This window comes from Streptomyces sp. NRRL S-37 (genome assembly GCF_000721605.1).
GTDB lineage: Bacteria > Actinomycetota > Actinomycetes > Streptomycetales > Streptomycetaceae > Streptomyces.
Map to the genome: position 1 here is coordinate 239,573 of NZ_JOIZ01000004.1, position 17,740 is coordinate 257,312.

The following is a 17,740-nucleotide window of genomic DNA, read 5'->3' on the forward strand; positions in this document are numbered from 1 at the left end:
CGTCTACATGGGGAGATGGGTGAGGGTGAGTCCCGATACGGACGGCTTCCGTGCCCCTCTCACCGACCCCGCCCCCGGCGACCTCGCCGACCTGCGCACTCTCCGCACCGCCGGACTCGACCTCGTAGGAGCCGCCCTGTGACCACGCCGACGTCCCGCGACCTGACCGTCACCGAGGTCCGCCTCACGCCGATCCTCGTCGCCGACCCGCCCCTGCTCAACACCCAGGGCGTCCACCAGCCGTACACCCCCCGCCTGATCGTCGAGGTGGTCACCGCCGACGGCACCACCGGCCTCGGCGAGACCTACGGCGACACCAAGTACCTGGACCTGGCGCGGCCCCTCGCCGACCGGCTCGTCGGCCGTCAGGCGGGCGACCTGAACCGGCTGTTCACCGAGGCCGACGACGTGGCCGTCGACAGCTCCCAGGTCTCCGGACAAGTCGACGTCGGCGGACTGCGCGGCGTGCAGACCGCCGACAAGCTGCGCCTGTCCGTGCTCTCCGCCCTCGAGGTCGCCTGCCTCGACGCCCTCGGCAAGAGCCTCGGCCTGCCCGTGCACGCCCTGCTCGGCGGCAAGGTCCGCGACGCCGTCGAGTACAGCGCGTACCTCTTCTACAAGTGGGCCGGCCACCCGGACGGCGTGCCGGCGGAGAAGGACGACTGGGGTGCCGCCCTCGACCCGGCCGGCGTCGTCGAGCAGGCCCGGATCTTCACGGAGCGGTACGGCTTCACCTCCTTCAAGCTCAAGGGCGGCGTCTTCCCGCCCGACGAGGAGATCGCCGCCGTACGCGCCCTCGCCGCCGCGTTCCCCGGACACCCCCTGCGCCTGGACCCCAACGGCGCCTGGTCCGTGGAGACTTCGCTGAAGGTGGCCGGGGAGCTCGGGGACGTCCTCGAGTACCTGGAGGACCCCGCGCTCGGCACCCCCGCCATGGCCGAGGTCGCTGCCCGCACCTCGGTGCCGCTCGCCACCAACATGTGCGTGACGACGTTCGCCGAGATCAAGGAGGCGTTCACGCGGGACGCCGTCCAGGTCGTCCTCTCCGACCACCACTACTGGGGCGGACTGCGCAACACCCAGCAGCTCGCCGCGATCTGCCGCACCTTCGGCGTCGGCGTCTCCATGCACTCCAACACCCACCTGGGCATCAGCCTCGCCGCGATGACCCACGTGGCGGCCACCGTGCCCAACCTGCACCACGCCTGCGACTCCCACTACCCCTGGCAGTCGGAGGACGTCCTCACCGAGCGCCTCACCTTCGAGGACGGAACCATGAGGGTCTCCGACGCGCCCGGCCTCGGCGTCGAGCTCGACCGCGACCGGCTGGAGGCCCTGCACCAGCGGTGGCTCGACGACGACGGCTCGCTGCGGGACCGCGACGACGCGGCGGCCATGCGCGTCGCCAACCCGGAGTGGGTCACCCCGGCCGTGCCGCGCTGGTGATCCTCCCAGGGGTGAACCTGGAGTGACGGCCGTCACGCTGTCGGTGGTGTGGTGCACACTGGCCTGAACCGCACCACGTCAGGGAGCGCACCGTGATGGCGTTTACCGGGAAGGCACGCGTCGAGGGACCGCCCTGCTCGTCCCAGGTCGATCCCCTCGCCGCCCTGCGCGCACCGGACGACCCGCCCTGGGACGTCTACCTCACCGGCACCGTCTTCCTCGACATCGTCTTCACCGGGCTCGGCTCCGCCCCGGTGCGCGGGACCGAGTCCTGGGCGCGCGGGATGGGGTCGAGCCCCGGCGGCGTCGCCAACATGGCCACCGCCCTGGCCCGCCTCGGTCTGCGCACCTCCCTCGCGGCGGCCTTCGGCGACGACCACTACGGCGAGTACTGCTGGGACGCGCTGGAACAGGGTGAGGGCATCGACCTCTCGCCCTCGCGCACGGTCCCCGGCTGGCACTCGCCGGTCACCGTCTCCATGGCGTACGACGGTGAGCGCACGATGGTCTCCCACGGCCACGAACCTCCGCCCGAGGAACCGGCCCCCGACTGCCCGCCCCGCGCGCGTGCCGCCGTGGCCTCCCTCACGCCCGGCCGCGGCGCGCCGTGGATCGCGCAGGCCGCGCGCAAGGGGGCGCGCATCTTCGGTGACGTCGGCTGGGACGACACCGGGGCGTGGGACCTGGCCGCGCTGCCCGACCTGCGGCACTGCGAGGCGTTCCTGCCGAACGCGGAGGAGGCGATGCGGTACACCGGCACGGACTGCCCGCGCGCGGCGGCGCACGCCCTCACCGAGCACGTTCCGGTCGCGGTGGTCACCCTCGGCGCGGAGGGCGCGTACGCGGTGGACCGGCGTACGGGGGAGACGGCGTCGGTGCCGGCGATCGAGGTGGAGGCGCTGGATCCGACCGGCGCGGGGGACGTGTTCGTCGCCGGGTTCGTCACGGGATCGCTGGCGGGGTGGCCGCTCGCCGACCGGCTCGCCTTCGCGGGGCTCACGGCGGCGCTGTCCGTCCAGGAGTTCGGGGGGTCGCTGTCGGCGCCGGGGTGGACGGAGATCGGGGCGTGGTGGCGGCGGGTGCGGTCGGTCGAGGGGCAGGACCCCTCGGCGCTGGGGCGGTACGCGTTCCTGGCGGGGCTGGTCTCGGGGGAGCTGGTGCGGCCGTGGCCGCTGCGGCGGGCGGTGCCGACGATCGGCTTCCGCCGGCCGGCCTGACACGGGGGCCCGCCCCCGTGGCCCCGTGTGAGGGCCTGCCCCCACGCTCCCGCAGCGGGGGCTCCGCCCCCGTGCCCCGTTCCGGGGGCTCCGCCCCCGCACCCCCGCCAGGGGGCTCCCGCCCCCTGGACCCCCGGCCTATGCCCGCCCACCACCCGACTCGGCCGGCTGGAAAGCGGGCCACGGGCCCGGGGCCGGTCTGACTCGGTGGGCCGGGGTGTGGGGCACGGGCCCGGACGCCGGCCCGACTCGACGGGTTCGAGATGCGGGCCGCGGGCCCGGGTGCCGGTCTGACTCGGTGGGCCGGGACGCGGACCCCGGCCGGGGCACAGGGCCGGATCGGTGGGGCGAGAGGGCACGTAAAAGGCCTACGGGGTTGTCACCCCTCCGTCGTACCCTGGGAATCGCGAGGCCGCCCTCCGCTGTGCGGCCGTGACGAGGAGGATCCGCAGGCCTTCAGAGCCGGCCCATGACTCAGACACCCACAGCTCACACCCCCGCGCAGGGACAGGCGAGAGTGCAGCTCACCGTCCCCGCCCAGCACCCCATGGTGACCGTGCTGGGGTCAGGGGACTCCCTCCTGCGCGTGATCGAGAAGGCCTTCCCGGGGGCCGACATCCACGTCCGGGGCAATGAGATCAGCGCGGTCGGCGACGCCACGGAGGTCGCCCTCATTTCGCGCGTGTTCGACGAGATGATGCTGGTGCTCCGCACCGGGCAGCCGATGACGGAGGACGCAGTGGAACGCTCGATCGCCATGCTCAAGGCGAGCGACAACGGGGAGAGCGACGGCCAGGAGACCCCGGCCCAGGTGCTCACGCAGAACATCCTCTCCTCGCGCGGCCGCACGATCCGCCCCAAGACGCTCAACCAGAAGCGCTACGTCGACGCGATCGACAAGCACACCATCGTCTTCGGCATCGGCCCGGCCGGCACCGGCAAGACGTACCTCGCCATGGCCAAGGCGGTGCAGGCCCTGCAGTCCAAGCAGGTCAACCGCATCATCCTGACCCGCCCCGCGGTCGAGGCCGGCGAGCGGCTCGGATTCCTGCCGGGCACGCTCTACGAGAAGATCGACCCGTACCTGCGCCCGCTCTACGACGCGCTGCACGACATGCTCGACCCCGACTCGATCCCCCGGCTGATGGCGGCCGGCACGATCGAGGTCGCACCGCTCGCGTACATGCGCGGACGCACGCTCAACGACGCGTTCATCATCCTCGACGAGGCCCAGAACACCAGCCCCGAGCAGATGAAGATGTTCCTCACCCGCCTCGGCTTCGACTCGAAGATAGTGATCACGGGTGACGTCACGCAGGTCGACCTGCCCGACGGCACCAAGTCCGGTCTGCGGCAGGTGCAGGACATCCTGGAGGGTCTGGACGACGTCCACTTCTCCCGGCTGTCGTCCCACGATGTCGTCCGGCACAAGCTGGTGGGCCGTATCGTCGACGCGTACGAGCAGTACGACAGCCAGCACGGCACCCAGAACGGCACCCACAAGGGTGGCCGGGGCAAGTCCGGGCACAAGGGGAAGTAGACCGAGCACCAGATGTCGATCGACGTCAACAACGAGTCCGGAACCGAGGTCGACGAGCAGGCGATCCTCGACATCGCCCGCTACGCGCTCGCACGGATGCGCATCCACCCGCTCTCCGAGCTCTCGGTGATCGTCGTGGACGCCGGCGCCATGGAGCAGCTCCACATCCAGTGGATGGACCTGCCCGGCCCGACGGACGTCATGTCGTTCCCGATGGACGAGCTGCGGCCCCCGTCCAAGGACGACGACGAGCCCCCGCAGGGGCTGCTCGGCGACATCGTGCTCTGCCCCGAGGTCGCCGCCAGGCAGGGCCAGGAAGCGGAGACGCGGCACACCATGGACGAGGAGCTCCAACTGCTCACCGTCCACGGTGTGCTGCACCTGCTGGGCTACGACCACGAGGAACCGGACGAGAAGGCCGAGATGTTCGGCCTGCAGGCCGCCATCGTGGACGGCTGGCGCGCGGAGAAGGGCCTCACCGGCCCGTCCCCGGCCCCGACCGTGTCATGAGTCCGGCACTCGTCCTCGGCGCGATCGCCCTGGTCGTCGTCGCCTGGCTGGCCGCCTCCGCGGAGGCCGGCATCGCACGCGTCTCCAGCTTCCGCGCCGAGGAGGCCGTACGCTCCGGCCGCCGGGGCGCCGCCAGGCTCGCGCAGATCGCCGGCGACCCCACCCGCTACCTCAACGTGGCGCTGCTGGTCCGCGTCGTCTGCGAGATGGCCGCCGCCTCCCTGATCACCTACGGCTGCCTGCGCGAGTTCGACGGGACCGCCGAGGCACTGCTGATCGCCATCGCGATCATGGTCCTCGTCTCGTACGTCGCCGTCGGGGTCTCCCCGCGCACCATCGGCCGCCAGCACCCGCTGAACACCGCCACGGCCGCCGCGTACGTCCTGGTGCCGCTCGCGCGGGTCATGGGACCGATCCCGAACCTGCTGATCCTCATCGGCAACGCGCTCACCCCCGGCAAGGGCTTCCGGCGCGGCCCCTTCGCCTCCGAGGCGGAGCTGCGCGCGATGGTGGACCTCGCGGAGAAGGAGTCGCTGATCGAGGACGAGGAGCGCCGCATGGTGCACTCGGTCTTCGAGCTCGGCGACACGCTCGTGCGCGAGGTGATGGTGCCGCGCACCGACCTCGTGGTGATCGAGCGGTACAAGACCATCCGCCAGGCCCTCACCCTCGCCCTGCGCTCCGGTTTCTCCCGCATACCGGTGACCGGCGAGAGCGAGGACGACATCGTCGGGATCGTCTACCTCAAGGACCTGGCCCGCAAGACGCACATCAGCCGGGACGCCGAGAGCGAACTGGTGTCCACGGCGATGCGGCCCGCGTTCTTCGTGCCCGACACCAAGAACGCCGGCGACCTGCTGCGCGAGATGCAGAAGGAACGCAACCACGTCGCCGTCGCCGTCGACGAGTACGGCGGCACCGCCGGCATCGTCACCATCGAGGACATCCTCGAGGAGATCGTCGGCGAGATCACCGACGAGTACGACCGTGAGCTGCCGCCCGTGGAGGAGCTGGGCGAGGACCGCTACCGGGTCACCGCCCGCCTCGACATCACCGACCTGGGCGAGCTGTACGGCCTGGAGGAGTTCGACGACGAGGACGTGGAGACCGTCGGCGGGCTGCTCGCCAAGCACCTCGGCCGGGTGCCGATCGCGGGCGCCTCGTCCCTGGTCGCCCTCCCCGACGCCCGTGAGCTGCGGCTGACGGCCGAGGCGGCGGCCGGCCGCCGGAACAAGATCGTGACGGTGCTGGTGGAGCCGATGGCCCCCGCGGACCCGCCCGCCGGTGAGGACGCGGAGGAGAAGCCGGAGTGACCCCGCAGGAGCTGCGCGCCCTCTGCCTCTCCTTCGACGCGGCGGTGGAGGAGTTCCCCTTCAACCCGGATACCTCCGTCTTCAAGGTCCGGGGTAAACTCTTCGCCCTGACCGCCCTCGACGCCGAGCCCCTCACGGTCAACCTCAAGTGCGACCCGGACGACGCGATCCGCCTCCGCACCGAGCACCCGGACCTGATCGTCCCCGGCTGGCACATGAACAAGCGCCACTGGAACACGGTGACGGTCGACGGCACCCTCCCGGACCGTCTGGTCCGGGAGCTGGTCGAGGACTCCTACGACCTGGTCGTGGCCGGTCTGCCGCGAGCGGACCGCCTCCGTCTCGACCGGCCCTGAGGCCCAGGGCACGCCCCCTTATGCTCGGATCATGACCGACACCACCGCGCTCGACCCCGAGGACCGCAAGATCGTCACCCTGGCCCGTTCCGCGCGGGCCCGCAACGGCGTGCCCGAGGGGGCCGCCGTACGCGACGAGACCGGCCGGACGTATGTCGCCGGGACCGTGGCCCTGGACTCCCTGAAGCTCAGCGCCCTGCAGACGGCGGTCGCGATGGCCGTGGCGTCCGGGGCGACGTCGCTGGAGGCGGCGGCCGTGGTGACCGAGGCGGAGTCCGCGTCGCCCGAGGACCGCGCGGCCGTACGGGACCTCGGCGGCCCCTCCACCCCGGTCCTGGTGGCCGGTACGGACGGCACGGTCCGGGAGACGGTCACCGCGGGCTGAGCACGCACTTGTTACCGACGGTAAGTAGGCCGGAATCCTCCCTTGTCGCGCGCCGCCTCCCGCGCATCAATGGAACCCGCCGGTACGGACGACACGTCGGCCGGCGTGATCGCGGCGGGTCCGGACCCACGCTGCCGAGCAGTTCCCCCCACGGAAAGGGACCGGAATCTCATGAGAGGCAAGCGATTCGGAACAGGTGTGTCCCTGGCGGCCGGCGCTCTCGCCGTCTGCGGCCTGGCCTTCGCCCCCACCGCCGCCGCCGTCGCCCCCGGGTCGGCGACCGTCAACGCCGACTGCGGCACCTGGGGCGGCGGCGACGCCACCCTCACCGCCACCCAGAACGGCACGTCCGCCACCGTCACCCTCACCACCTCCGCGGTGACCGCGCCCCTCGCGATCGGCCAGGACTCCCTGGTCTCGCGGCTCACCCTGGTGAAGGCCGGCGGCGGCACGGTCACCTTCAGCGGCACCGAGAACCCGGCCATGGCGACCGGCGACGCCCTCGAGGTCGGCCCGCTCACCGGCACCGTGGCCTCCGGCGACAGCCTGGAGGCCTTCGGCGGCACCCTGAGGGTGACCGCGTTCGGCTTCATCACCATCACCTGCACGGCGACCGCACCGCAGGCGCCGGGCCCGTTCGTCTTCGACTGACCTCACCGGGCGGACGGCCGGACCGGGCCCTCACGGGTGCCCGGTCCGGCCCCCGTCCCGGACGGGTGGTACGGCGGGGTCTCCCGCATCAGGGAGAATGGGCGGCATGAGTGTTCGTACCCAGTCATCCGAGCAGCCCGCCGACGCCGTCCACCGGGCCGGCTTCGCCTGCTTCGTGGGCCGCCCCAACGCGGGCAAGTCCACCCTCACGAACGCTCTGGTCGGGCAGAAGGTGGCGATCACCTCGAACCGGCCGCAGACCACCCGGCACACCGTGCGCGGGATCGTGCACCGCGAGGACGCGCAGCTCATCCTGGTGGACACCCCCGGACTGCACAAGCCGCGCACCCTGCTCGGCGAGCGGCTGAACGACGTGGTCCGCACCACCTGGGCCGAGGTCGACGCGATCGGCTTCTGCATCCCCGCCGACCAGAAGATCGGCCCCGGCGACCGCTTCATCGCCAAGGAACTGGCCGGGATCAAGAAGACCCCGAAGATCGCGATCGTCACCAAGACCGACCTGGTGGACGGCAAGGCGCTGGCCGAGCAGCTCATCGCCGTTGACCAGCTCGGCCGGGAGCTGGGCATCACCTGGGCCGAGATCATCCCGGTCTCGGCGACCGCGAACCAGCAGGTCGACCTGCTGGCCGACCTCCTCATCCCCCTGATGCCGGAGGGCCCCGCCCTCTACCCCGAGGGCGACCTCACCGACGAACCCGAGCAGGTCATGGTCGCGGAGCTGATCCGCGAGGCGGCCCTGGAGGGCGTCCGCGACGAGCTCCCGCACTCCATCGCCGTGGTCGTCGAGGAGATGCTCCCGCGCGAGGACCGCCCCGCCGACAAGCCCCTCCTCGACATCCACGCCAACCTGTTCATCGAGCGCCCCAGCCAGAAGGGCATCGTCATCGGCCCCAAGGGCAAGCGCCTGAAGGACGTCGGCATCAAGTCCCGCAAACAGATCGAGGCCCTCCTCGGCACCCCCGTGTTCTTGGACCTGCACGTGAAGGTCGCCAAGGACTGGCAGCGCGACCCGAAGCAGTTGCGGCGCCTCGGCTTCTGATTCCTCACGCGCGCTGCTCGCGCAGCAGCTCCCTGAACCAGCCGTACGACGCCTTCGGGGTCCGTTCCAGCGTGCCGAAGTCGACGTGGACCAGGCCGAAGCGGCGGGCGTAGCCCTCCGCCCACTCGAAGTTGTCCATCAGGGACCACACGAAGTAGCCGCGCACGTCCACGCCCGCCTCCACCGCCCGGTGCAGCGCGCGGATGTGGCCGTCGAGGTAGGTGATGCGGTCGCGGTCGTCCAGGCCGTCGTACGCGCAGCCGTTCTCGGTGACGACCACGGGCGGGAGGCGGTCGCCGTACCGGGCGCGGAAGCCGGTGAGGAGTTCCGTCAGGGCCTCCGGGACCACCGGCCAGCCGAAGTCCGTCACCGGGTACCCCTCGGTCTCCCGCACCGAGAAGGGGAGTCCGGCCGGCATCCGGACCCCGCCGAAGTCGGTCTCCGTGTCCCGCGGGGCGCCCACGCTCGTCGGCGCGTAGTAGTTGATCCCGTACCAGTCCAGCGGCTCCGCGATGACCTTCAGGTCCGCCTCGACGTCGCCCGGCATCAGCTCGCCGATGCCCTCCGGGTAGCGGCCGAGGAGCAGCGGGTCGGCGAACATCCCGTTCAGCAGGGTGTCGTAGAAGCCGGCCGCCGCCACGTCCGCCTCGTCCCCGGAGACCGGCCAGGTCGGCGCGTGGGAGTTCGCGATGCCGATGTCGCCGGCCCCCGCCGCCCGCAGTGCCCGTACCGCGAGCCCGTGGGCGAGGAGCTGGTGGTGGGCCGCCGGAAGCGCGTCGAACAGCAGCTTCCGGCCGGGGGCGTGCACGCCCAGCGCGTGCCCCAGCAGGGTGTGCTCGGCGGGTTCGTTGAGGGTGATCCACTTCGTCACCCGGTCGCCGAGCCGTCCGGCGACCTCCGCCACGTACTCCGCGAACCGCCCGGCCGTCCCCCGCTCCAGCCAGTCCAGCCCGGCCGGCAGGTCCCAGTGGAACAGCGTCGGCACCGGCCGTACGCCCGCCGCGCACAGCTCGTCGACCAGCCGGTCGTAGAAGTCCAGGCCGCCGCGCGCCCGCACCCTCGGCCAGGAGACCGAGAAGCGGTACGCGTCCACGCCCAGCCCGGCCAGCAGCGCCACGTCCTCGCGGTAGCGGTGGACGTGGTCGCAGGCCACCGCCGCCGTCGAGCCGTCCCGCACCCGCCCCGGACCGTCCGTGAACACGTCCCACACGGACGGCTCGCGCGTGTCCGCCGCCCCCTCGATCTGGTGCGCCGAGGTCGACACGCCCCACAGGAAACCGGCCGGGAAACGGGGGAGCGGGTTCGTCGTCGCCATGGCCCGGATCATCCGCACCCGAGCCGGACCACGTCAACGCCCGTGCACGACAAGCGCGTTACGCGCCTTCCTTCAGCACCCTCCGGATCAGCTCCCGCTGCTCGTCCGTCAGCCGGGGATCCGCGCAGTACACCGACCTCCCGTCCACCGTGATCCGGTAGCCGAAACCGTCCGGCACCCCGGCCGGGGGCGTGTCCCGGCCGGTGGCCAGGACCCGCTCGGCCAGGGCGTGCCACTCGTGGGCGTCGGCCCGCCCCGAGGTGTCCACCTCGGCCCGCCGCTCGATCCCCGCGAACCCGCCCGTACGCCGCACCTGAATACGCATGGGTCCGTGTCTAGTACGGAACTACAGCGTCCGCACCCCCACCCGCTCCCAGGCCTTCGACACCGCCTGGAGTTCCTCGCCCTCCCCGTACCGGGCGCGCGCCGCCTTCACCGTCAGCGTCGCGAAGTCCGTGAACTTCGCGTCCTGCTCCAGCTCCCCGCCGGTCAGCACGTCGTACCAGACCTGCCCCGCCCGCTCCCAGGCGTGCCCGCCGAGGGTGGTGGCCGCCAGGTAGAAGGCGTGGTTCGGGATGCCCGAGTTGATGTGCACGCCGCCGTTGTCCCGGCCGGTGCGGACGTAGCCGTCCATCGTCGCGGGCTGCGGGTCCTTGCCGAGGACGTCGTCGTCGTACGCCGTGCCCGGCTCCTTCATGGAGCGCAGCGCCGTGCCCGTGACGCGCGGGGCGAGCAGCCCGGCCCCGATCAGCCAGTCGGCCTCGTCGGCGGTCTGGCCGAGCGTGTACTGCTTGATGAGCGCGCCGAAGACGTCCGACACCGACTCGTTGAGCGCGCCCGGCTGGCCGAAGTAGGTCAGGTTCGCGGTGTACTGCGTGACGCCGTGGGCGAGTTCGTGGCCGATGACGTCGACGGGGAGGGTGAAGTCGAGGAAGATCTCGCCGTCCCCGTCGCCGAACACCATCTGCTCGCCGTTCCAGAAGGCGTTGTTGTACTCCTCGTCGTAGTGCACGGTCGCGTCCATCGGCAGCCCGTTGCCGTCGATGGAGTCGCGGCCGTACGCCTTCAGCAGCAGTTCGAACGTGGCGCCGAGGCCGGCGTAGGCGCGGTTGACGGTGGCGTCCTGGCCGGGCTCGTCGCCCTCGCCGCGCACCTTCGTTCCCGGCAGGCGGGTGCCGTGCCGGGCGTCGTACACGGTGCGCTGCGGCTTGCCGGCCTCGGCCTCGGCGGGCACGGCGACGGCCGGGGCGCCGGCGACCGTGGTCAGGTGGCGCTGGGTGCGCTCGTAGGCGTCGCGCTGGATGGTGCGGCGCGCGGGACCGTGGAGCACGGGGTCCTCGGCCTGCGCGAGCCGGTCGAGGACGTGCGGCGGGACGATCGTGCAGAAGACGGGCTCGAAGCCCCCGTTCTTGGTCATGTCCGGCACGATGACACCGCGTTGGCCGCATGTCACTAGGGGCGACCTTGGTTGGGTGAAATATTGGTATTTGGCCGTCGTGTGGGTAGCCGTGTGTTATCTCTGCGGGTGGTTTGTGGCTTATCGCGCAGTTCCCCGCGCCCCTCGGGGGTGCCGCGGTCCCGCATACTGATACATACGGCCCGCGTCAGGGAAAGCTCGGCTAGCATGCTCCGCATCATGCGTTTCGGGCTGCTTCTCCTTAGCTGCCGCGGTGAGGGTCCGCAGTAGAGGCCGACCCCCTCCCCGCGGAGTTCGGCGCTGCGCCGTCGGCCGTCCACCAGGACACACCGAGGAGCCCTCGCATCATGGCGAACCGCCAGCAGCCCAGCCCCATGCCGATCCACAAGTACGGCCGCTACGAGCAGGTCGACATTCCCGACCGCACCTGGCCCGGCCGGCGGATCACCACCGCCCCCCGCTGGCTCTCCACCGACCTGCGCGACGGCAACCAGGCCCTGATCGACCCCATGTCGCCCGCCCGCAAGCGCGCCATGTTCGACCTGCTGGTCAAGATGGGCTACAAGGAGATCGAGGTCGGCTTCCCGGCCTCCGGCCAGACCGACTACGACTTCGTCCGCTCCATCATCGAGGAGCCCGGCGCCATCCCGGACGACGTCACCATCTCCGTACTGACCCAGGCCCGCGAGGACCTGATCGAGCGCACGGTGGAGTCCCTCAAGGGCGCCAGGCGCGCCACCGTCCACCTGTACAACGCCACCGCCCCCGTCTTCCGCCGCGTGGTCTTCCGCGGCTCCAAGGACGACATCAAGCAGATCGCCGTCGACGGCACCCGCCTGGTGATGGAGTACGCCGAGAAGCTGCTGGGCCCGGAGACCGAGTTCGGCTACCAGTACAGCCCGGAGATCTTCACCGACACCGAGCTGGACTTCGCGCTGGAGGTCTGCGAGGCGGTGATGGACACCTACCAGCCCGGTCCCGGCCGCGAGATCATCCTCAACCTGCCCGCCACCGTCGAGCGCTCCACCCCCTCCACGCACGCGGACCGCTTCGAGTGGATGGGCCGCCACCTGTCCCGCCGCGAGTACGTCTGCCTGTCCGTCCACCCGCACAACGACCGCGGTACGGCGGTGGCGGCGGCCGAGCTGGCGCTGATGGCCGGCGCCGACCGCGTCGAGGGCTGCCTGTTCGGGCAGGGCGAGCGCACCGGCAACGTCGACCTGGTCACCCTGGGCATGAACCTGTTCTCCCAGGGCGTCGACCCGCAGATCGACTTCTCCGACATCGACGAGATCCGCCGTACGTGGGAGTACTGCAACCAGATGGAGGTCCACCCGCGCCACCCGTACGTGGGCGACCTGGTCTACACGTCCTTCTCCGGCTCCCACCAGGACGCCATCAAGAAGGGCTTCGACGCCATGGAGGCCGACGCGGCCGCGAAGGGCGTCACCGTCGACGACATCGAGTGGGCGGTCCCGTACCTGCCGATCGACCCCAAGGACGTCGGCCGCTCCTACGAGGCCGTCATCCGCGTCAACTCGCAGTCCGGCAAGGGCGGCATCGCGTACGTCCTGAAGAACGACCACAAGCTGGACCTGCCGCGCCGGATGCAGATCGAGTTCTCGAAGATCATCCAGGCGAAGACGGACGCCGAGGGCGGCGAGATCACCCCGGCCGCCATCTGGGACGTCTTCCAGGACGAGTACCTGCCCAACCCGGAGAACCCCTGGGGCCGCATCCAGGTCGCCAACGGCCAGTCCACCACCGACCGCGACGGCGTGGACACCCTCACCGTCGAGGCCACGGTCGACGGCACGGAGACCACCCTGGTCGGCTCCGGCAACGGTCCGATCTCGGCGTTCTTCCACGCGCTGCAGGGCATCGGCATCGACGTACGGCTGCTGGACTACCAGGAGCACACGATGAGCGAGGGCGCCTCCGCGCAGGCCGCCTCCTACATCGAGTGCGCGATCGGCGACAAGGTGCTGTGGGGCATCGGAATCGACGCGAACACCACGCGGGCCTCGCTGAAGGCGGTCGTCTCGGCCGTCAACCGCGCAGCGCGCTGACCAGCCGAATCGGCGATTTGAGGCCCCGCCCGCCGGAAAACGGCGGGCGGGGTCCCGTCATATACCGGCCATATATCTGTGATGGTCACGGAAAGGTCTCGTCCTGGGTACTGACTCCGCCTCCCCGATGTGGCTAACATCACGCAAGCGCGGCGACGAGGCTGTGGCGGTTATGGAGGTGCGACGTGCTGCCAGGACGGGGACCCAACGGCCGTTCCGCTGCCACCAGACTGTCGCGCCTGCTGGGCACCCGCACCGCGTGGACGGCCGTCGGTGACGGGGAGTTCTTCTGCCCCGGCTGCGGCGGCGACCGCAACTACCAGCGGCTGACCGGACACCGCCGCTTCGCCCTCCTCGGCGTGCCCGTGCTGCCGCGCGGCGGGACCGGGCCGGTCGTCGAATGCGCCGCCTGCCGCCGCCACTTCGGCACCGACGTCCTGGACCACCCCACCACCACCCGCTTCTCCGCGATGCTCCGCGACGCCGTCCACACCGTCGCCCTCGCGGTGCTGGCCGCCGGCGGCACCTGCTCGCGCGCCTCCCTGGAGACGGCCGCGGCCGGGGTGCGCGCCGCCGGCTTCGAGGACTGCACGGAGGAACAGCTCGCCGCGCTCGTCGAGGCGCTGGAGGCGGACACCGGCCGCTTCACCGGGGAGCCCTGCACGGCGGGCCTCGCCATCGAGCTCCACGAGGCCCTGGACCCCCTCGCCCCGCACCTCGCCGCCCCCGGCCGTGAGTCGATCCTCCTCCAGGGCGCCCGTATCGCCCTCGCCGACGGCCCCTACACCCCCGCCGAACGCGACGCCCTGGCCACCGTGGGCGCGGCCCTCACCATCTGCTCGGACGACGTGACCCGCCTGCTGGCGGCGGCGCGCACCCCGTCCTGATGCGGCGCCGGGGCGGCGCGGGGCGCGTCACGGCACGGGGCGTGTCACAGCACGAGGCACATCACCTCGCGGTCCTCACCCGGACCGAAGTAGTCCCGGCGCATCCCCCCGTCGGGCGGCTCCGGGCGGAAACCCAGGGAGCGGTAGAGCAGGATCGCGGCGTCGTTGGCGGGCTCCACGGTCAGCCGGACCCGTTCGGTCCCGCAGCGGCGCAGCCGCTCCAGGACCTCCACCATCAGCTCCCGGCCCAGGCCGTGCCGGCGCCGGTCCTCGGCCACGCACAGGCCGAGTATCCAGCTGTCCCGGTGGAACGCCGCGGTGGCCGCCAGGACGTAGCCGCGCAGCCGGCCGTCACCGTCGTCGAGGACGAGGAGGTGGCCGGCGGGACCGGCGTACAGGTCGTGGAGCTGCCGCAGCAGGAACGCCGGATAGGCGACCTCCCGGAAGACCTCCTCGTCGAGCCGTTGCAGTTCGGGCAGATCGGACTCCCGTGCCGGCCGCAGCAGCGGGGGTGGTGGTTCCGGTAGAGGCGTCGGCCGGGTGAGGCGCTGCTCGTGGTCCAGGGCGCGCTCAAGCGGTTCGGCGGTCATGCCACCCCCAGTCGGGACGTGAGACGTCAACACGGCAGCCGGGGCCGCCGTTCACACGAAGGAGGGAATGGGGACCCCGGTGGCGGCCGGTGACTGCTTCTGGCTAGAGTGAGCGTCCAACTCGCCTCTCGCAAGGGCGAGTTCAGGTGTGACAGGACTGTGCTGGCGTGCGCCTGATGTGCGCCCGGTCACGGAGGACTGGCGTGTTCCTGGCTGTCTCCGCGTGCCGACCGGGCTTACCGTGCGAGCACCGGGGCCGCTTCTTCGTCCGCTGGGGACTCGTGCGCTGGGCACACGGTCTTGTCCGACACTGAATGGAACTTGGCAGGGTGATGATGGATCGCAACGCCGACGCGCCATGGTCGCAGTTCGATCCGGAGGCGTACGTCGACCTCAATTACCGCACCCCGCTCGAGGTCGATCTGCTGATCGTGCGGCTCATGCGCGACTATTTCAGCCGCTGCTACGCGCAGGGTGTTCCGGCATCGGTCCGGGGGGTCGACGTGGGCGCCGGCGCGAATCTCTATCCGGCCCTTTCCATGCTGCCCTGGTGCGAGAAGATCCTCCTTCTGGAATACGCGACTCCGAATGTCGAATACCTGGAGAAACAGGCGTCCGGCGGGGGATACGACACGGCGTGGGACGCGTTCTGGGACGTACTGGCCGAGGCTCCCGCCTACCGGGACGTCGAGCCGCGGAGCCGGTTCGGCGAGATCGTCCGGGTGGAGCGCGCCAACCTGCTGGACCTCGACGGACAGCGCCGCTGGGACATCGGCACGATGTTCTTCGTCGCCGACTCGATGTCCGAGTGCGCCGACGAGTTCCAGCGGGGCGTGGAGTGCTTCATGGACGCGCTCAACGGGGGAGCCCCCTTCGCCGCCGCTTTCATGAAGGAATCCCTCGGATACCAGGTCGGCGCACACAAGTACCCCGCCTACCGGGTCAACGCCAACCGGATCCGGGAGAGCCTGGAACCCTTCGCCGCCGCACTGGAAATCCACGACATGGACCACATGGTGCGGCCGGGACACGAGGGAATGATTCTCGCCCTGGGACGGCGGAATTCGGCGATTGCCACCCCGTAGGAACGGGGACCATGTCTGAACACAGGGCAACGAGATCTGTACGAGGGGTGCGGGGATGCAGATCAAGCCGCGGCAGCACATGCTGGACATCTGGCGGGCCATGGCCCGCCATTCGTTCGACGACGGGAAGCTCGTCTGGGAGGACACCGACGGGCTGAGCAGCGTCGCCGACGCCGAGCGGCTGCTCTGCCTGCTCTACCCCGCCACCGAGGTCCCCGCGTTCCGCCTCGACCAGCCCGACACCACCGAACGGGACGTGCTGCGCGCGCTGGAGGGGGTCGGCAGCCGGCTGGAGATCCCGCCCAACCTGATCACCGCGCTCTCCCAGTTCATGCGCAGCCACACCGGCCCCGACGACAGCCCCACCTTCGCCGGCGGACACTACTTCAGGCCGGCCGAACCCCAGCAGAGACTCACCCACGAGCAGTACCAGCTCGGCGTGGTCGACTCCTACTCCATGTCCGTCACGCTCTGCCTGGCCACGCTCGGCTTCCTCAAGGTCTACGAGCCCAGCACCACCCGCCCCGACGTGCGCAAGGCCCTCGCCGAGCTGAGGGAGGCCACCAACACCCGGCTGACCGCCGCGATGATCAGCCTGCTGCGCTCCTTCACCGTCAACGTCTTCGACGCCGAGTCCGAACAGGGCCGGCGGCTCATCCAGGTCATCGGCCAGGACAGACAGTCCGACCGGGCCGTCCTCCAGCAGTTCTCCCGCCGCTTCCGCCCGCTGCGCGCCACGATCATCGAAAGCCTCAGCCGCGGCATCCAGGTCGACGAGTCCATCCGCGACGAGAGCCAGCTCTTCGAGTGCGGCTGGGCCTGGGGCGTGGTCAAGGACGCGCCGACCATCACCGACCTGGACGTCCAGGTCCCCGGCCAGCCCGACGGCATCGCCGACCGGCTGCCGTACGTGTACTTCACCGTCATCGCCCTGGACGGCATCCAGGACCTGTTCTCCGACCGCACCCTCACCCTGGGACTGCTCGACGCCGACCAGCAGAAACTCGCCGAGGCGTTACGCCTGCGCTGGGAGCTCAGCCAGCAGTACTGGTCGGCCATCGCCCGGTTCGGCAGTGAGCGCTGGCCCCTGGAGGACCTGCCCTGGCAGACCACCGGACTGCGGCTGGAGTCGGAGTACTTCTCCCTGACCGTCGCGGCCATCCTCGTCCACGACCTGGTCCGCCGGAAGGCCACCGACGACGACCTCACCCGCACCGTCGCCATCATGGAGCGCCTCGCCGACCGAGGCCGCGTCACCAGCCGCATGACCAGGAACGATCCCGTCATCGAGCTGCACAGCCCGGGCGTCACCATGCCGCTCGCCGGCTCCGAACGGTCCGGCTCCCCGCTGCTGTGGCGGATGACCGACTTCTCGGCCCAGCTCCTCAAGCGGATCATCCAGCTCGCGGAGCTCTCCCGGAACATCGACGCGCAGGACCGGCTGCTCCGCCTCGGCGAGCAGGCGTTCGAGCACCTGTGGAACCGGCGGATCGAGGACGGCGAGGGAGCGGGCCTCTGGGACCACGCGGGGGCCGTCTTCCCGGACACGCGCGTCGGCAAGCGCCTCTCCTGGAGCATCACCGAACGCGTCACCGAGTGCCTGGTCGCCGCCCGCAACCTCTACGAACAACAGCCCATCCGCAGCCCCGAACTCGCCCAGCTCGCCCGCGACCTGCTCAGCGAGGCCACCCACCTCTTCGGCAAGGAACAGCTGGAGGCCTCCGCGAGCCCCGACGGCAGCCGGGGCCGGGCCATGCGGAGCATAGAAAGCCGCCTGGACCACGCCCGCAGCCTGGTCGACGAGCGGCCCGCGACCGCGTTCGCCCTGGCCCTGCCCGTGCTCCAGGAACTCGACACCCTGGCCCAGGCACGGGGCGCGGCCGCCCAGGAGGTGTGAGC

17 protein-coding genes are annotated in these 17,740 nt (G+C 71.3%); 13 read left to right on the forward strand and 4 right to left on the reverse strand.

The annotated features are described in order from the left end of the window. Positions 1-138: 138 nt before the first annotated feature. The 9 genes from IH50_RS0106605 to era all read left to right on the forward strand — a co-directional run bounded on the left by IH50_RS0106605 (position 139) and on the right by era (position 8,478). Positions 139-1,446 (forward strand): glucarate dehydratase family protein, encoded by a 1,308-nt coding sequence (locus tag IH50_RS0106605; RefSeq protein WP_030858272.1) that lies wholly within the window; start codon positions 139-141, stop codon positions 1,444-1,446. Between the two features lie 95 nt (positions 1,447-1,541). After that, positions 1,542-2,663 carry a carbohydrate kinase family protein gene (locus tag IH50_RS0106610; protein ID WP_030858275.1) on the forward strand — a complete coding sequence of 374 codons (1,122 nt, stop codon included), beginning with the start codon at positions 1,542-1,544 and terminating at the stop codon, positions 2,661-2,663. A gap of 469 nt (positions 2,664-3,132) precedes the next feature. Further along, positions 3,133-4,203: a PhoH family protein gene (locus IH50_RS0106615; RefSeq protein ID WP_030858277.1), complete on the forward strand. Its 1,071-nt coding sequence runs from the start codon at positions 3,133-3,135 to the stop codon at positions 4,201-4,203. Positions 4,204-4,215: 12 nt separating this feature from the next. Continuing rightward, on the forward strand, positions 4,216-4,713 hold the full coding sequence (ybeY, locus tag IH50_RS0106620) for an rRNA maturation RNase YbeY (RefSeq protein WP_030858279.1): 498 nt from the start codon (positions 4,216-4,218) through the stop codon (positions 4,711-4,713). Next, positions 4,710-6,026, forward strand: coding sequence for a hemolysin family protein (locus IH50_RS0106625; protein ID WP_030858282.1), 1,317 nt, complete (start codon positions 4,710-4,712; stop codon positions 6,024-6,026). Before ybeY ends, IH50_RS0106625 begins: the two co-directional genes overlap by 4 nt. Then, positions 6,023-6,382 (forward strand): MmcQ/YjbR family DNA-binding protein, encoded by a 360-nt coding sequence (locus IH50_RS0106630; RefSeq protein WP_030858284.1) that lies wholly within the window; start codon positions 6,023-6,025, stop codon positions 6,380-6,382. Before IH50_RS0106625 ends, IH50_RS0106630 begins: the two co-directional genes overlap by 4 nt. Positions 6,383-6,413: 31 nt before the next feature. Continuing rightward, positions 6,414-6,767 carry a cytidine deaminase gene (locus IH50_RS0106635; RefSeq protein ID WP_030858286.1) on the forward strand — a complete coding sequence of 118 codons (354 nt, stop codon included), beginning with the start codon at positions 6,414-6,416 and terminating at the stop codon, positions 6,765-6,767. Between the two features lie 171 nt (positions 6,768-6,938). After that, a complete protein-coding gene (locus IH50_RS0106640; protein WP_030858288.1) occupies positions 6,939-7,418 on the forward strand; it encodes a hypothetical protein in 480 nt (159 codons plus the stop codon). A 106-nt stretch (positions 7,419-7,524) separates the two neighbouring features. After that, positions 7,525-8,478, forward strand: a complete 954-nt coding sequence (gene era / locus IH50_RS0106645; RefSeq protein ID WP_030858290.1) for a GTPase Era — start codon at positions 7,525-7,527, stop codon at positions 8,476-8,478. Between the two features lie 4 nt (positions 8,479-8,482). On the opposite strand, the gene IH50_RS0106650 is transcribed toward era, so the two are convergent. Genes IH50_RS0106650 through IH50_RS0106660 form a run of 3 tightly spaced genes read right to left on the reverse strand, consistent with a single transcriptional unit; the run spans position 8,483 to position 11,210 of the window. Continuing rightward, entirely contained in the window at positions 8,483-9,793 is a 1,311-nt protein-coding gene (locus IH50_RS0106650; RefSeq protein ID WP_030858292.1) for a GH1 family beta-glucosidase, read from the reverse strand. Positions 9,794-9,851: 58 nt separating this feature from the next. Then, on the reverse strand, positions 9,852-10,118 hold the full coding sequence (locus IH50_RS0106655) for a protealysin inhibitor emfourin (protein ID WP_030858294.1): 267 nt from the start codon (positions 10,116-10,118) through the stop codon (positions 9,852-9,854). A gap of 21 nt (positions 10,119-10,139) precedes the next feature. Further along, positions 10,140-11,210: a M4 family metallopeptidase gene (locus tag IH50_RS0106660; protein ID WP_030858301.1), complete on the reverse strand. Its 1,071-nt coding sequence runs from the start codon at positions 11,208-11,210 to the stop codon at positions 10,140-10,142. Positions 11,211-11,557: 347 nt separating this feature from the next. Between IH50_RS0106660 and leuA the strand changes: the two genes are divergently transcribed. Together leuA and IH50_RS0106670 are read left to right on the forward strand one after the other, a co-directional pair. Continuing rightward, positions 11,558-13,279: a 2-isopropylmalate synthase gene (gene leuA, locus IH50_RS0106665; protein ID WP_030858302.1), complete on the forward strand. Its 1,722-nt coding sequence runs from the start codon at positions 11,558-11,560 to the stop codon at positions 13,277-13,279. A 185-nt stretch (positions 13,280-13,464) separates the two neighbouring features. Further along, positions 13,465-14,166 (forward strand): TerB family tellurite resistance protein, encoded by a 702-nt coding sequence (locus IH50_RS0106670; RefSeq protein WP_030858303.1) that lies wholly within the window; start codon positions 13,465-13,467, stop codon positions 14,164-14,166. Between the two features lie 44 nt (positions 14,167-14,210). Here the strand turns inward: IH50_RS0106670 and IH50_RS0106675 are convergent, their stop codons facing one another. Continuing rightward, positions 14,211-14,756 carry a GNAT family N-acetyltransferase gene (locus IH50_RS0106675; protein ID WP_030858310.1) on the reverse strand — a complete coding sequence of 182 codons (546 nt, stop codon included), beginning with the start codon at positions 14,754-14,756 and terminating at the stop codon, positions 14,211-14,213. Between the two features lie 332 nt (positions 14,757-15,088). Between IH50_RS0106675 and IH50_RS0106680 the strand changes: the two genes are divergently transcribed. Further along, positions 15,089-15,841, forward strand: coding sequence for an SCO2525 family SAM-dependent methyltransferase (locus IH50_RS0106680; RefSeq protein WP_037872139.1), 753 nt, complete (start codon positions 15,089-15,091; stop codon positions 15,839-15,841). A 55-nt stretch (positions 15,842-15,896) separates the two neighbouring features. Then, positions 15,897-17,738, forward strand: coding sequence for an SCO2524 family protein (locus IH50_RS0106685; RefSeq protein ID WP_030858314.1), 1,842 nt, complete (start codon positions 15,897-15,899; stop codon positions 17,736-17,738). Positions 17,739-17,740: the final 2 nt, after the last annotated feature.

Bases quoted from the DNA above. Each gene is read 5' to 3' on its own strand.
- IH50_RS0106610 (WP_030858275.1), top strand. From the start codon at position 1,542: ATGGCGTTTACCGGGAAGGCACGCGTCGAGGGACCGCCCTGCTCGTCC.
- IH50_RS0106615 (WP_030858277.1), top strand. From the start codon at position 3,133: ATGACTCAGACACCCACAGCTCACACCCCCGCGCAGGGACAGGCGAGA.
- ybeY (WP_030858279.1), top strand. From the start codon at position 4,216: ATGTCGATCGACGTCAACAACGAGTCCGGAACCGAGGTCGACGAGCAG.
- IH50_RS0106625 (WP_030858282.1), top strand. From the start codon at position 4,710: ATGAGTCCGGCACTCGTCCTCGGCGCGATCGCCCTGGTCGTCGTCGCC.
- IH50_RS0106635 (WP_030858286.1), top strand. From the start codon at position 6,414: ATGACCGACACCACCGCGCTCGACCCCGAGGACCGCAAGATCGTCACC.
- IH50_RS0106640 (WP_030858288.1), top strand. From the start codon at position 6,939: ATGAGAGGCAAGCGATTCGGAACAGGTGTGTCCCTGGCGGCCGGCGCT.
- era (WP_030858290.1), top strand. From the start codon at position 7,525: ATGAGTGTTCGTACCCAGTCATCCGAGCAGCCCGCCGACGCCGTCCAC.
- IH50_RS0106650 (WP_030858292.1), bottom strand. From the start codon at position 9,793: ATGGCGACGACGAACCCGCTCCCCCGTTTCCCGGCCGGTTTCCTGTGG.
- IH50_RS0106655 (WP_030858294.1), bottom strand. From the start codon at position 10,118: ATGCGTATTCAGGTGCGGCGTACGGGCGGGTTCGCGGGGATCGAGCGG.
- IH50_RS0106660 (WP_030858301.1), bottom strand. From the start codon at position 11,210: ATGACCAAGAACGGGGGCTTCGAGCCCGTCTTCTGCACGATCGTCCCG.
- leuA (WP_030858302.1), top strand. From the start codon at position 11,558: ATGGCGAACCGCCAGCAGCCCAGCCCCATGCCGATCCACAAGTACGGC.
- IH50_RS0106675 (WP_030858310.1), bottom strand. From the start codon at position 14,756: ATGACCGCCGAACCGCTTGAGCGCGCCCTGGACCACGAGCAGCGCCTC.
- IH50_RS0106680 (WP_037872139.1), top strand. From the start codon at position 15,089: ATGATGGATCGCAACGCCGACGCGCCATGGTCGCAGTTCGATCCGGAG.
- IH50_RS0106685 (WP_030858314.1), top strand. From the start codon at position 15,897: ATGCAGATCAAGCCGCGGCAGCACATGCTGGACATCTGGCGGGCCATG.